This is a genomic window from Blastococcus atacamensis (genome assembly GCF_002938425.1).
Classification (GTDB): domain Bacteria; phylum Actinomycetota; class Actinomycetes; order Mycobacteriales; family Geodermatophilaceae; genus Blastococcus; species Blastococcus atacamensis.
Map to the genome: position 1 here is coordinate 1 of NZ_POQU01000096.1, position 13190 is coordinate 13190.

Consider the following 13190-nt stretch of genomic DNA (forward strand, 5'->3'; position numbering starts at 1 on the left):
TTACGGTCTCTTGGGCTCGGAGGATGTGTATAGGAGACAGCTCCAGCGCCTTCAGCCAGCTCTTGCAGGTGTTGAGCCGGTCCACCCGCAGCGGGGCCGTTCCGACGTCGAAGAGTTCGCCGAGGGCAGTCACGTACCGGTCGACGTCGGCCACCCACGGCACCTCGGCCGGCTCGTCGGAGAGTCCGAGCCGGTCCCGGGCGTCGCCACACTGGCCGAACACGGTGAACCGGCTCTGGCCGCGGGTCGCGTCCAGGGCCTGCCGCAGGCCCCGTCGTCGTCCTCCCGCTCTCCAAGACACCGGCCATGCTGCAGACCATCCAGGTCCTGCAGGCCGACTGCCGCGGGTCAGCTCGATCTCGACGCCGAGGCCCGACCGGCGCGCGCGGGCTCGCGGACGCGGTAGTAGTCCTGGGCGTCGCCCCCGGCGTGCATGAGCAGCACCTTCATGGATGTGGTCTTTCCGGACGGCCCGTGCGGCGGTGTGCGGTCGGGTGGGGCGGTCAGGCCGGCCGGGCGACCGATGCCGGTTCGGGCATGATCCACGCGGTCCGCCCCCGGGGGAGCGGCGGCGTAGGTGCGTGCCCGGGGGCCCGTGCGGTGAGGCGATCCAGGTAGCTGCGCTGCTGGTTGCGGGCCCGCACGCCACCGCTGGCCGGTACCGGCGTCCCCTCCCAGATCTCCCCCATCGCCGCGTGCAGCAGGGTCAGCGCCCGCGCGCGCATCTGCGAGACGCGGGAGAGGGTGACCCCCAGGTCCTCCGCGATGTCGGTCAGGGATTCATCACCGAAGAAATTCCGCTCGATGACCTCGTCGAGCCGGTCAGGAAGCGCACGGATCGCCTCGTGCAGGTGCCGGGCGCGCTCGCCGCGCATCACGGCCCGCTCCGGTGACTCGCCGGTGTCGGGCAGGTCGAGCGTCGTCCCGTCGGGGCCGGCCTCGGCGTCGATGCTGACCATCACCGCGCGGTGGACGTCGACCTGCAGATGGTCCAGCTCGCTCCGCGCGATGCCCAGGCTCTCGGCCAGCTCCTCCCGCGTGGGAGGCCGGCCCAGGCTGATGGTGAGCGCGTCGGCCGCGGCGTCGGTCCGCCGGGCCGCGGCCCGCACCGAGCGGCTGGCCCAGTCGCCGGAGCGCAGCTCGTCGAGCACGGCGCCCTGGAGACGGGCGAGCGCGTATGTGGAGAAGGAGGCGCCCGCGCTCGGATCGAACCGCTTGGCGACCTCGACCAGGGCCACGTGCGCGCAGGACAGCAGGTCCTCACGGCTGACGTGCGTGGGTAGCGAGATGCGGGCGGCCACGGCGTTGACGGCGAAGGCAGCGAGCGGCAGGTGCTCGGTCACCAGCGCGTCCACCTCCTGGGCGGACCGGATCGTCGAGGGGTTGGGCGCCCGGTCGTCCTGGGGACGTTCGCGCAACGGCCGGTCATGCGTCAACCGATGTAGCAGGGAACGCTCGGTCGCGAGGGCACGGACTGGGGTCACGTCCGTATCTCTCGGCGGGCCGGGGCGAGGTCGGCACCACTCGTCGGCAGATTCCCGCAGAAACTTGAGCGCCACTTCCGCGCTTCGGCTTGACCCACTCTCGGCGGGTGCCGATGGCAGCACCGACGGCGGTCACGGCCCGGCTCCCTGGCCCGACCGCGTGCAACGAACTGCGAGACGACGGAAGGCGGTGGACACGTGGACTACCAGCACCTGTCGACGTTGCTGTGGCGGGAGCAGGAGCTCCTTGACCTGCTGCTGTTCAAGGCCGAGGAGAAGCAGTACCTGATCCTCACCGGCAAGACGCGCTGGCTGCAGCGCATCGCCCACGAGATCGAGGTCGTGCTCGACCAGCTGCGCACCCTCGAGGTGGAGCGCGCCGCCGCGACCGAGGCGCTGGCCGAGGGCCTCGGCCTGGGCGCCAACCCGTCGCTGCGCCAGGTGGCCGACTCCGCGCCCGCGCCGTGGAACGACCTGTACGCCAAGCACCACGAGGCCCTGCTGGTGTTGGTCACCGAGCTGCGCAGCCTCTCCGACGCCAACCGCGAGCTCATCGAGAGCGGCCTGTCGGCCATCGGTGACGCCCTCCTGAAGGTCCGCACCCCCTCGGCCGGCACCTACGGCTCGACCGGCCGCCACGCCAGCGGCAGCTCCCGCGCCGTGACCCTGGACGGAGCCCTGTGAGTACGTTCTCCGCCCTCAACGCAGCCACCACCGCCCTCTGGGCGCAGCGCCGTGGCCTCGACGTGACCGGCCAGAACATCGCCAACGTCAACACCGAGGGCTACACCCGCCAGCGGGTCGATCTGCAGGCCATCGGGGGCAGCGCGGTCCCGGCGTTCTACTCGACCAGCCCCGGCATCGGGCAGGGCGTCGACGCCGACGACGTCATCCGCATCCGGGATGCCTTCCTCGAGGGGCGCGGGCACACCGAGCACGCGAACAGCGCGCAACTGGTCGCCGAGACCGAGGCCTACAACCTGGTCGAGCAGGCCTTCCGCGAGCCGGGGACCACGGGCATCCAGAAGATGCTGTCCGAGATGTGGAGCGGCTGGCAGGACATCGCCAACAAGCCGAACGATCCGGCTGCCCGCGGCCAGCTGCTCAAGCGGCTGGAGACGCTCGTGGGCGGGCTGCACTTCAGCCAGGCCCAGCTCGGCGGTCAGTGGGACCAGGCGCGTGACAACCTCTCGGTCCTGGTCGACGACGTGAACGCGGCCGCGGAGAACATCGCGACCCTGAACGTGGCGATCCAGCGGGCCACCCAGAGCGGTCTGCCGTCGAACGACCTCGCCGACCAGCGCGACCTGCTCGTCATGAAGCTCGCCGACTCGGTGGGCGCCGCCGTCCGTCCCGGGAAGGACGGCGTCCTGGACGTGGTCGTGGGCGGGATGAGCCTGGTGTCCGGCGGCACCGCCAGCAAGTTCTCGCTCAAGGGCACGATCGACCCCGACTCGGCCGGCGCCGACCCGCTCCGCATCGTCACCGCCACCGGCGACTTCAGCGTGCGCGTGGGTGGCACGGCGGCCGGGCAGCTCAACACGCTGAACACCATCATCCCCGGCTACCGGGGGCAGCTCGACGGTATCGCCGCCGGGTTGGCCGGCGCCATGAACGAGACGCACGGCGAGGGGACCGACCTGTACGGGGCGCAGGGTGGCGACATCCTCGGTGGTGGCACGCCCGTCACGGCCGCGAACATCAGCGTCCTGATCACCGACCCGAACCGGCTGGCGGCATCCTCCGTGGCCGGCAGTGCCAACAACGATGCCCGCAACGCCGACAAGATGGCGCAGCTGGCCAACAAGGTCGACGGCACCGACGGCATCTACCGCACGATGATCGTCGAACTCGGTGTCCACTCCGCGGTGTCGCAGCGCAACCTGCAGATCCAGACCAGCATCACCACCACGGTCGACGCCGCGCGCGAGTCCGTCGCCGGTGTCAACCTCGACGAGGAGCTCACCAACATGCTCTCGTACCAGCACGCCTACTCGGCCGCCGGTCGCATGATCACCGCGATCGACGAGGCCCTCGACGTGCTCATCAACCGCACCGGACTCGTGGGGCGCTGACTCAGATGAGGATCACCCAGCGCGCCGTCACGCTGACCAGCCTCGACGGTCTCAACACCAACCTCGCCGCCCTCGGCAGGCTCCAGCAGCAGCTGACCTCCGGCAAGCTGATCAGCAAGCCGTCGGACTCCCCGGTCGGGGTGAACCGGTCCATGCAGACCCGGGCGGACCAGGAGGCGACCGCGCAGTTCTCGCGCAACATCGCCGACGCCAGGAGCTGGCTGGACTCGACGGACTCGACGCTGCAGCAGATGCTCGACGTCACCCGCCGGGTGCGCAACCTCGCCGTCCAGGGCTCCAACGACGGCGCCATGTCGGCCACCAGCCGCGAGGCGCTCGCCACGGAGACCGCCCAGCTGCGGGAGAGCCTCCTCGGCATGGCCAACACGACGCTGGCCGGCCGCCCGCTCTTCGGCGGCATCACCACCGGCCAGTTCGCCTACGACGACGCCGGCACGTTCACCGGCGTCGTCGGCCCCGACGTCGAGCGGCGCGTCTCGCCCACCGAGAGCGTGCGGATAGACATCAACGGGCCGGAGGCCTTCGGTCCGGCCGGCGCCGACCTGTTCGCCGTCGTCAACCAGATCGTCGTCGACCTCGAGGCGAACCCCGACGCCCTGGGGGCCTCCTTGGACGCCCTGGACGGCCTGATGAACACGATGATGTCGGCGATCGCCGACGTGGGTGCCCGGGCGAACCGGATCGATCGCGAGGAGGCGATCAACGCCGACCAGATCCTCGGTCTGGAGACGCGGCTCGCCCAGGTCGAGGACATCGACCTGCCCTACACGATCATGAAGCTGCAGATGCAGCAGACGTCCTACGAGGCGGCGCTGCAGGCGACGGCGAAGGCGATCACGCCGACGCTGATGGACTACCTGCGCTGATGTCCGCCCTGACCGACATCCCGGCGACCAGCCGGCCGACGACCGCACCCGCTCCGCCCCCGGTCCAGGTGCTGTCGTTCGTCGAGCCCGTGCCCGGTTTCCCGGTCCACCGGGACTACGTCCTGGTCGCCGGGGACAGCACCGGCCTGCTGTTCTGGCTGCAGTCGGTCGCGCCGGACGGGCCGCGGTTCCTCGCCGTGCCGGCGAAGGACTTCTTCCCGGACTACTCGCCGGTGATCCCGGCGGCGGTCGGTCAGGAACTGGGCCTGGCCGATCCGGCCGAGGCCCGGGTCTACTGCCTGGTCAGCGTTCCCGTCGGGGATGTCGCCGAGGCCACGGCCAACCTCCGCGCTCCGGTCGTCGTCGCCCCCTCGACGCACCGGGCCCGGCAGGTGGTCCTGACCGACGGATCCCTTCCCCTTCGGCGGCGCCTGCGCCGATAACCTCGACAGGGCCGCGCGGCGCGCGGCCCGAGCCCGCACCGGCGGTCACCGCCACGGACGGCCACCACATCACCCATGGAGGGGTACACGTGCTCACACTCACCCGCAGCGTCGGCGAGACCATCCGCATCGGCGACGACATCGAGGTCCACGTCGTCGAGGTTCGCGGCGGCACCGTGCGTCTGGGCTTCAAGGCCCCGCGCGAGGTCGCGATCCACCGCGAGGAGGTCTACAAGCAGATCGCCGAGGCGAACCTGCTGGCGGCCCAGGTCACCGCGGACACCCTCGGCGCGCTCGCGGCGTTCGCGCCCACGGCCGCGGCCGCGGAGCCCGTCGAGGGCACCGTCGAGGCTGCGGCGGTCACCGCCGACGCGGAGGCGCAGCCGGCACGCGCCGTGGACTGACAGAAGTGCACGGCCACGGGGGGTCCACTCTCGTCAAGCCGTGCCAAGTTGACGGCGACGGTGGCCGGTCGGTGTGCGACACGGGCAACTATTGCCGAAGCTTTGGGCCGACAACTGCGTTGGACACAGCGAGTTGTGTGCCGTGTTCGGACCGCGCATGCGGCAGATTCCTCCCTACGCAAGTGACAGGGGGCGATGAACATGGCACGCAACGCATTCACCACGTCGGTGGCCGGCGACCAGACCGGCGACCAGGAGTCCGTGGTGGTCCACGTGCAGCTGCGACCGCGGCGTGGCGCGACGCGCAAGTGCCTCGCGGCGCTGGCGGCTCTCGCGGCTGAGCACGAGGACGTCGTCGTCACCGTCACCGGTCTGAGCAAGGACGACCGCGTCGCTCGGGTGACCGTCGGCATCGACCTCGGTCCGCGCACCGCCATCGCGAAGTTCTCGCCCCAGGCGCAGGCGGCCTACGCCTTCGTGTCGGCGATGTTCACCTCGCTGTACGACCACATGCCGGTCTACACCGCCGAGCCCAGCGCCGCCGAGCGCGCCGCTGCCACGGCCCTCTTCGACCGCATCGCCGACGGCACCGCCCGCGTCGACGACCTCGTCGCCGACCTGGGCGACACCCGGCCCGGCGGCTCGGCGCCCGTGTCGACGATCCCCACGCCCCGGCTTCCCGGCCCCGGCGAGCGCATCTCGGCCTGACGGCCTCCTCCGCAGTACCGGGTCCCCGACTTCTCGGCGGCCCCTTCTTCCCCGTAGTGCCCTGGAGTACCGATGTCCGATCGCATCCCGTCGTCGTTCCCGACGACCACCGACGACCGCAGCCGCGCCGCCGCTCGCCAGCCCCTGGTGTTCGGCGGCATCCCCGAGGCCGAGGGCTGGGCGCTGGCGCCCATCACCCCGCGCGACCGGGTGCACTTCCGCGCCGACCAGGAGCTCCCGCTCGAGGAGTTCCGCGGCGAGGTCCCCGACGGCGTGACCGTCAGCTACGACCAGGGTGACGGCCTCTACCGGGTCGACGGCGCCTGTGGCACGGCCGCCGTGCTCGCCGACTGGGTCAAGGCCTGGTGCAGCGGTGCCGGGGTCACCACGATCGGCCTGCGCGCCGAGACCGACGTCCGCCGCCGGGCGCCGCGCGACCTGCCGCCGGCGTTCCTCGCCGACCTGTGTCGGCACTACGGCCCGGTCAGCCTCAAGCGGCTGCAGCGCAACATGAGCACCATCCGCCTGCACCTGCCCGACCCGGACGACCTGGGCCAGCAGGTGTACGAGTGGGTGCTCAAGGCCGTGGCGCAGTACGACGAGACCAAGTCGGTCCCGTTCGGTGCCTTCCTCGCCACCCAGCTCTCCAAGTGGGTGCACGACCTCGGCCGCAACGCCCACGGGCGCACCGCCGCCGACACCGAGCACAAGCAGCAGAAGGCCATCGCCGCCTTCATGGCGGAGCACCAGCGGCGGCCCTCGGAGAAGGAACTGGCCACCTACATGGGCCAGAGCGTCGCCACCCTGCGGCGCAACTCGCAGACCGTCGCCACACTGAACGGCCTGCGCAACCTGCAGTCGCTGGACGGCACGCCGGACGCGACCGAGATCCTGCTGCCGGACTCCTGCGAGGCGCCGGACGAGATCATGGGGGAGGCGGAGCAGACCCTGCTCTCGCATGCCCTCACCGCGGCCTGCGCCCCGGACCCGGGCGCCCGGCCCGACCAGCGCGCCGGTCAGCCCAACGTCCTGGGCTGGGCCACCTGGTACCTGACGACGTGGGGCGGTCAGACCAAGACCCAGCTGTCGTCGGACCTCAACACCTCGGTGCGGAACATGAACGTTTACGCCGACCGGGTGGAGAAGGCCCTCAAGGACCGCTTGGCCGAGCTCGCCGACTGACCCCCGAGGAGCCTTGACGATCAGGTCGCCTGATCGTCAAGGGTCCTGGCTCGCCGTCGGTGGTGAGCCAGGACCCCGGATGCTGAGCCGGGACGGCGGTTGTCCACAGCCCGAGCCGCGCGGAGCCCGCGTGACCGGTGCTCTGGCGAGACTCCCCGGGTGCATCCGCAGCTACGAGCCCTGGCCGACACGCGCCTCGGCGTCTTCACCAGCCAGGAGGCGCTGGCCGTCGGTTACAGCGTCGACGACGTCCGGGTGGAACTCAGGACGCGCCGGTGGACGCGTCTGCGCAAGGGCGTCTACGTGTCGGCTGACGAGCTGCGAGGCGATCCGCGGCTCAGACACATGGTCGACTGCGTGGCAGTGCTGTTGAGCCTCGGCCCCGGTCCGGTGCTGAGCCACTCCTCTGCCGCGCGGCTGCACGGCCTGATCGTCCCCCGGAGCGAGCCGCAGGAAGTGCGCGTGACTGCGGTGGATCAGTGGCGGCGTGGCCGCGGCTACCGGGTGGCTCGAGCGATGCTGGCCGAGGACGACGTCGTCCCGTGGTTGCAGTACGGCGCGACTTCGGTCGCCCGGACCTTGGTGGACTGCGCGCGCGAGTGGGCACTGACCGACAGCGTGATTGCTTTCGACGCCGCCTTGCAGGGGCTGAAGATCGATCGTGCCGAGCTGCACCGGGCGGTGCTCGCGGGCCGCCATCGCGTGGGCATCTCCGGCGCGGCCCGGGCGCTCAGCTTGAGCGACGGGCGAGCCGAGTCTCCGCTGGAGACCCGCGGTCGCCTGGCGCTGCTGTCGGCGGGACTGCCGCGCCCGGAGCTGCAGGTGGAGATCCATGACGACGCCGGCTTCGTGGGGCGCGTCGACGCCTGGTACGCCGAGGCGGCCGTCGCGCTCGAGTTCGACGGGCGGGTGAAGTACCTCGATCCGCGGGACGGCGAGTCGCCCGGCGACGTCCTGTGGAGGGAGAAGCGGCGCGAGGACCGCATCCGGGACACCGGGGTGCGTGTGGTCCGCGTCTTCAACGAGGATCTGGGCGGCGCATGGCCTCTCAAGGCGGCGAGGATCGGAGCGCTGTTGGCCGCCCCCTACGTAGGCGAGCGTCGCTTCCGCACCGTGGCGCGCGCAGAACCGGGGTCGCCGGCCGACGCTGCTTGACGGTCCCGGCGTGAATCCTGGCTCACCACGGAGGGTCCTGGCTCACCGTCGACGCTGAGCCAGGACCCTTGATGATCAGGTCTCCTGATCATCAAGGGTCTCGCCGGGGGTCAGCGGGCCCAGGCCTTCAGCACCGTGGCGTCGACGACGCCCTCGCGCACCCGTTGCGGGTGGTCGCCCACCGGGATGGTGGCGACCACCGCAGCGGTGTCGTAGTCGATGACGACGACCTCGTCCTCGCCGCTGACCGACACCCAGCACTCGGAGCCGTCGACGCCGTTGGTCGACCAGTACGGCTTGTCGCCGACGTCCACGAGGGTGTACTCCTCGGTGTCCCGGTCGATGACGGCCGCGTAGCCGTCCATCGTGCCGGCGGCGCAGAGCGTCGTCCCCTCCGGGTTCATGGCCAGGCCGTGGTGCGCGGAGTCGAGCACGTACAGCTCGCGGGGCTCGGTGGTCCGCTGCGGCAGGTCGACCACGCGGGTCACTGCGCCCACCGTCGGCTCGCCCTCGTAGGTGACCGTCGGGTCGGCCGCCTGGGTGTCGAACTCGATCCACCCGTGGAAGAACGACACCTGCAGGTAGACGAACCGCTCGTCCGGTGCCACGGCCATCGGCCGCACGGCCGACGCCATCCCCGGATACCCGGCCTCCTCGAGCTCCTTGCCCATGTCCCAGCGGGACTCGACGGTCATGTCGTCGGTCCGCACGATCTGGAACACCCGCTCGCCCTTGAGGGTGTCGTAGGGCTGGCGGAGGACGGGCCGGTCGGTGGGGGTGTAGACCCGGCCGATGCTGGCGTGGAAGACCCGCTCGCCGTCGGCGGTGTAGTTGTTCTCGTGCGGGGTGTCCCCGCTCGGGAACTCCCCGGTCTTCGCGCCGGTGCGGATGTCGAGCTCGTGCACCTTGTTCGCGGTCGAGTCGCTGACGAGCAACCGCTCGCCGTCCGGGGAGACCCCCATGTGGTCGGACCGGTAGCCCTCCATCGGGAACCGCCAGCGGATCGCCCCGGACGCCAGGTCGATGCCCACGACGTCGGCGAAGCTGGGCCGACTGACCGCGAGCAGCCGGCCGTCGTGGGTGGTGAACATGTCGTCGGTGTACTGCGCGCGTCCCTCGCCGATCCCCGCCTGGATGGCCAGGTAGAAGACCAGCTTGTCCGGTCGGGCGACGATCTCGGCCATCCGTGCGGCGCGGTCGGGGATCGTGTCGATCGTCCGGATCGTCTCGTGGGTCCGTCCATCGACGACGGTCGCCGTCCCGTCCCAGTTGTTGCCCACGAACATCACCTCGTGCGGCGCCGAGGGGCGGTCGGTCCCGGGGCGGGCGGCCGACGTGCCCCCGGTGACCAGGACCGCGGACACGGCGAGGGCGACGGCGAGCGGAGCGGCGGTGCGACGCATCGGGGAGCCTCCCGGTCGGGGTTCGTCACGTGGAGAACGCGCAGGTCCGCAACCGGTTACGCCCGAGGTGGGACCTGGGTCACGCCCGGGGCGGACACGCCCGGTGCCGACAGCGTCGGGGAAAAGGGTCGGGGAAGGGGTCCACAGGGCCGTGCGCCTGCCGATATCCACCTCGTGACACCGGGCCCCCGCACTCGCCAGCACGCCGGATCGGCGGAGGCGGCGACCGGACCGTGGTACCGGGGCGGTCCCCGGTGACCGCGCTGCCCACCGGCGACGCCGGCTCCCAGACGCTGGTCCCGCACTGGCTCGATGCGGCCGCCCGCTCGCTCCTGGGCGACACCGTGCAGGCCGCCCTGGCCGACCAGGACGTCCACCCGGTCACCGCCATCCACCTCCAGGACGTGCTCACCGAACTGCACGTGGCCGCCGCCCGCGAGGCGGTCTGGCCCACGTCCACCGCGCGCGTGCGGCTCGCCACCGGCTGGGACGACGACGTCCTCCCCGTCCGACTGAGCCCCGTCGAGCTCACCGCCGTGCTGGAGCTGGCGGACCTCCCCGATGCGCTGGGCGATCGGCTCCGCTCCCGGGCGGGCCGCCCATGACGGCGTCCAGCATCTTCGGCACCTCCTCAGGCCTGCTGCACCGCTTCCGGGTGACCCCGGTGGACGTCACCGACCTGCTCGACGTGGCCGCCGAGCTCCTGCCCCGACTCGCGACTCCCGGGCTGCGCCTGCGTCTCGTCCGCCGCTCCGGCGCCGGCACGGTGCTCCACCTGGAGGAGGACGAGCGCGAGGAGCAGATCCCGCTGCTCGACCTGGCCGACGACATGAGCCGGGCCGGCGTGCCGGCCACGCCCGCCGGCATCGCCACGGCGCTACGCACCTTCGTGGCCCGCCGTCCGGTCACCGATGCCGCCGCTGCGCGCGGCGGGATCGCCGTCCTCGACTGGACCGACGACGCGCAGACCGCGGTCGGCTGGACCGTCGTCGTCGTGCGCGGCGACCTCGCGCTTCCCTGGGCACCGTCCCCGGCCGCCCGGGCGCTGGAGCTGCACCGCACCCGGTCGGCGGCGACCGGCCGGTCGCACGACGTCGCGCTGGACATGCGCGTCGAAGGCCCCCTGGCCCTGTGGTCGCACCGCACAGTGCCGGTTCTGGCCACCTCGGCGCTCGTCGCGCCGGAGCTGATGCTGCACCGCATCGTGACGGCGGGGCTGTCCACGTCCGACGTGCACGTCGTGGTGACCCCGCACCGGCCGGTGGTCTGCGCGGCGCCCGGGGTGGCGCGGCGCCTGGCCGGCCAGACCGGCGAGTCCAGCGTCACCCTGCCCTGGCGGCGCGTCGTCGACCTCCCCTGGCTCTGACGGCCCCGTCCCGGGTCCCGCTCTGAGCGTGCGAAGGGTGGGGAGGACGGGGTCCTTTCAGCTGATGCGGCCGTACTCCCAGTGCCAGGGCTCGGGCTTCTCGCCGCCCGGGCGCGCCCAGTCGGGCTGGACGAAGCCGAACCGTGCCGCGTGAGCCGTCATCCAGTTCCACTGCGGCGTCCCGGCGACGTTGATGCCGTCGCAGAGGTCGACCGCCAGCGCCCAGCCGTGGTTGGAGGTGCCGGGCAGCGCGGCCAGCATCGGCTTGCGGTAGTAGGCCCCGACCTGCGCACCGAACGAGCGGTAGGAGTCGGTGATGCACATCGGCGTGCCGAACTCGGCCGTGTACGCCTCGGCCATCCGACCGTAGGAGGCGGCCGCGTCGCACCGCAGCGCGTGGCCGTCGACGCCGAGACGGCAGAGCGCCTCGACCGGGATGCGGCCGTTGGACCAGCCGCCCCAGGCCGGGCTGACCGGGCCCGCGACCGGCAGCGGCGCGCCGCAGTCGGCGGTGCTGTCGGCGAGGACGGGCAACGGGGCGTTGGGCTGGGCCGGACCGGACGCGGTGACCCGCACCGCCGACGCGCTCGGGTCCAGGGACCGCACGCCGACCTGGTAGGTGGCGGCCGAGGCGCCGACGACGTCGCCGTCGCCGAGGTACAGGCCGACGTCGGTGCCGCCGGGGGAGAACACGAGGTCGCCGATCTGCAGGTCGCGCAGCGGGACGGCCGCACCGCTGGCCCACTGGTCCTGAGGGCTGCGGGCCAGCGCGTAGCCGCCCATGAGCCACGACGCCGCGGTGAACCCGCCGCAGTCGTAGGTCTCGGGGCCGGCGCTGCCGGGCACGAAGGGCTTGCCGAGCTGGGAGAGCGCGTTGCTGACCGCCGCGACCGTCTCGGCGGGGAGCACGGTCACCGGCTCGCTGCCGATGATCGCCCACACCACGCCGGGCACCGGCCGGCCGTCGGCGTCGAGCGCGGGGGAGAAGCCGTCGGGGAGCGCCGCCGGGTCGGCCAGCGCCGCCGCCGGCGGCGGCGCGATGTCGGCCGCGGCGAGCCGGGCCAGGTACTCCTGCCAGCGGCGCAGCACGGCGTCGTTGCGGCTCTGCTGCGGTCCGGCGACCGGGATCGAGCCGATGCCGGCGAGGACGCCGGACACCTCGGGGGAGAGGTCGTCGACCTCGGAGCGCACGGTGCCCAGCACCTCGGCAGCCCGCGCCTCGGCGACGGCCAGGTCCGAGCGCGCGGCGTCGACGCGGGCGTCGGCTGCTCGCAGGTCGGCGCTTGCGCGCTCGGCCCGGGCGACGGCGGCCTCGATCTCGGACCCGGTCAGCTCCGCCACGCCCTGCTGGAAGAGGACCGCCGGAGCGGCCTGGGACTCCCGCGTGTCCAGGGCGAACACGGGCAGCCGGTCGACCGGACCCGAGCGGTACAGGGCGGCGGCCCTCGCGCCGACCGTCGACCTCTGCGCCTCGACGCGGTCCCGGGCCGCCTGCTCGGCGACCTCGGCCTGCTGGAGCCGGGCGCGACGCTGGTCGGCGGTCTGCTCCAGGCGGCGGTAGAGGTCGGCCTGCTCGAGCAGCGAGCTGCGCGCGGTGAGGGCCAGGGTGACGGTGTCGCTCTGCCCGGGAACCGGGTCGGACGCGGGAAGACCGAGCGCGAGCGCCGCGGGGAGCAGCAGCGCGCTGGTGGCGACGACGCCGAGCCGGGTCGACCAGCGCGCGCCGGTGCGCTCGGCCTTGGGCGCCTTGGGCCTGGTGCGGCCACGGGTCGGAGCCCGGCGCGCGGCGGTCCGGCCCGGGGCCGGACGGCGGGCGCCGGGAGTACGGGTGCCACCGGGACGGCGGGCGGCGACGGCGGCGCGCGCGGCGGCGAGCTGCTCCGGGGTCACGCCGGGACGGATCGCAGCGGCCGGACGGGCGGCGCCGGTTTCCCGGCGAGCATGCGCATCCCGCGCCGCCAGCGCGTCCCGCAGGGCGGCGGCCTCCGCCGGGGTCAGGGGCGGACGGCCGTCGCGGCGAGGAGCACCGGCGGCGCGGGTGCGGGTCGGAGGGGTGGTGCGGGTCGACGGGGTGGTGCGGGTC

Annotated in this window: 13 protein-coding genes and 1 pseudogene; 10 read left to right on the top strand and 4 right to left on the bottom strand. The window is 72.9% G+C overall.

Translation table 11 applies throughout. The annotated features are described in order from the left end of the window. A pseudogene (locus C5508_RS17035) lies at positions 1-301 on the bottom strand (hypothetical protein); the annotation flags it as partial. 202 nt (positions 302-503) lie between these two features. Beyond that, positions 504-1418, bottom strand: a complete 915-nt coding sequence (locus tag C5508_RS17040; RefSeq protein ID WP_232797235.1) for a sigma-70 family RNA polymerase sigma factor — start codon at positions 1416-1418, stop codon at positions 504-506. Positions 1419-1682: 264 nt separating this feature from the next. On the opposite strand from C5508_RS17040, the gene C5508_RS17045 reads away from it, so the two are divergent. The 8 genes from C5508_RS17045 to C5508_RS17080 all read left to right on the top strand — a co-directional run bounded on the left by C5508_RS17045 (position 1683) and on the right by C5508_RS17080 (position 8338). After that, on the top strand, positions 1683-2168 hold the full coding sequence (locus tag C5508_RS17045) for a flagellar protein FlgN (protein ID WP_104526132.1): 486 nt from the start codon (positions 1683-1685) through the stop codon (positions 2166-2168). Further along, complete coding sequence (gene flgK / locus C5508_RS17050) at positions 2165-3559, top strand: flagellar hook-associated protein FlgK (RefSeq protein WP_104526133.1); 1395 nt, start codon at positions 2165-2167, stop codon at positions 3557-3559. The genes C5508_RS17045 and flgK overlap by 4 nt, the downstream gene beginning before the upstream one ends. Positions 3560-3564: 5 nt before the next feature. Further along, complete coding sequence (flgL, locus tag C5508_RS17055) at positions 3565-4446, top strand: flagellar hook-associated protein FlgL (RefSeq protein ID WP_104526134.1); 882 nt, start codon at positions 3565-3567, stop codon at positions 4444-4446. After that, entirely contained in the window at positions 4446-4889 is a 444-nt protein-coding gene (gene fliW / locus C5508_RS17060; protein ID WP_104526135.1) for a flagellar assembly protein FliW, read from the top strand. Before flgL ends, fliW begins: the two co-directional genes overlap by 1 nt. An 89-nt stretch (positions 4890-4978) precedes the next feature. Then, the gene (gene csrA, locus C5508_RS20760) at positions 4979-5293 is read left to right on the top strand and encodes a carbon storage regulator CsrA (protein WP_269801793.1); all 315 of its coding nucleotides are present in this window, start codon (positions 4979-4981) and stop codon (positions 5291-5293) included. 201 nt (positions 5294-5494) lie between these two features. Beyond that, positions 5495-6001, top strand: coding sequence for a hypothetical protein (locus C5508_RS17070; protein ID WP_104526140.1), 507 nt, complete (start codon positions 5495-5497; stop codon positions 5999-6001). A 72-nt stretch (positions 6002-6073) separates the two neighbouring features. After that, a complete protein-coding gene (locus C5508_RS17075; protein ID WP_104526136.1) occupies positions 6074-7183 on the top strand; it encodes a sigma-70 family RNA polymerase sigma factor in 1110 nt (369 codons plus the stop codon). Between the two features lie 159 nt (positions 7184-7342). Beyond that, positions 7343-8338 carry a hypothetical protein gene (locus tag C5508_RS17080; RefSeq protein WP_198598152.1) on the top strand — a complete coding sequence of 332 codons (996 nt, stop codon included), beginning with the start codon at positions 7343-7345 and terminating at the stop codon, positions 8336-8338. Between the two features lie 110 nt (positions 8339-8448). On the opposite strand, the gene C5508_RS17085 is transcribed toward C5508_RS17080, so the two are convergent. Continuing rightward, positions 8449-9741, bottom strand: a complete 1293-nt coding sequence (locus C5508_RS17085) for a YncE family protein (protein ID WP_104526137.1) — start codon at positions 9739-9741, stop codon at positions 8449-8451. Between the two features lie 254 nt (positions 9742-9995). On the opposite strand from C5508_RS17085, the gene C5508_RS17090 reads away from it, so the two are divergent. Together C5508_RS17090 and C5508_RS17095 are read left to right on the top strand one after the other, a co-directional pair. Continuing rightward, positions 9996-10346: a hypothetical protein gene (locus tag C5508_RS17090; protein ID WP_104526138.1), complete on the top strand. Its 351-nt coding sequence runs from the start codon at positions 9996-9998 to the stop codon at positions 10344-10346. Beyond that, positions 10343-11107 carry a hypothetical protein gene (locus tag C5508_RS17095; protein ID WP_104526139.1) on the top strand — a complete coding sequence of 255 codons (765 nt, stop codon included), beginning with the start codon at positions 10343-10345 and terminating at the stop codon, positions 11105-11107. Before C5508_RS17090 ends, C5508_RS17095 begins: the two co-directional genes overlap by 4 nt. Before the next feature lie 57 nt (positions 11108-11164). Here C5508_RS17095 and C5508_RS17100 read toward each other — a convergent pair. Next, a partial coding sequence (locus tag C5508_RS17100) for a D-alanyl-D-alanine carboxypeptidase family protein (RefSeq protein ID WP_232797236.1) occupies positions 11165-13190 on the bottom strand: 2026 nt, incomplete at its 5' end.

Excerpts from the sequence above, each read along its gene's own strand:
- flgL (WP_104526134.1), top strand. The coding sequence starts at position 3,565 with ATGAGGATCACCCAGCGCGCCGTCACGCTGACCAGCCTCGACGGTCTC.
- fliW (WP_104526135.1), top strand. The coding sequence starts at position 4,446 with ATGTCCGCCCTGACCGACATCCCGGCGACCAGCCGGCCGACGACCGCA.
- C5508_RS17070 (WP_104526140.1), top strand. The coding sequence starts at position 5,495 with ATGGCACGCAACGCATTCACCACGTCGGTGGCCGGCGACCAGACCGGC.
- C5508_RS17075 (WP_104526136.1), top strand. The coding sequence starts at position 6,074 with ATGTCCGATCGCATCCCGTCGTCGTTCCCGACGACCACCGACGACCGC.
- C5508_RS17085 (WP_104526137.1), bottom strand. The coding sequence starts at position 9,741 with ATGCGTCGCACCGCCGCTCCGCTCGCCGTCGCCCTCGCCGTGTCCGCG.
- C5508_RS17095 (WP_104526139.1), top strand. The coding sequence starts at position 10,343 with ATGACGGCGTCCAGCATCTTCGGCACCTCCTCAGGCCTGCTGCACCGC.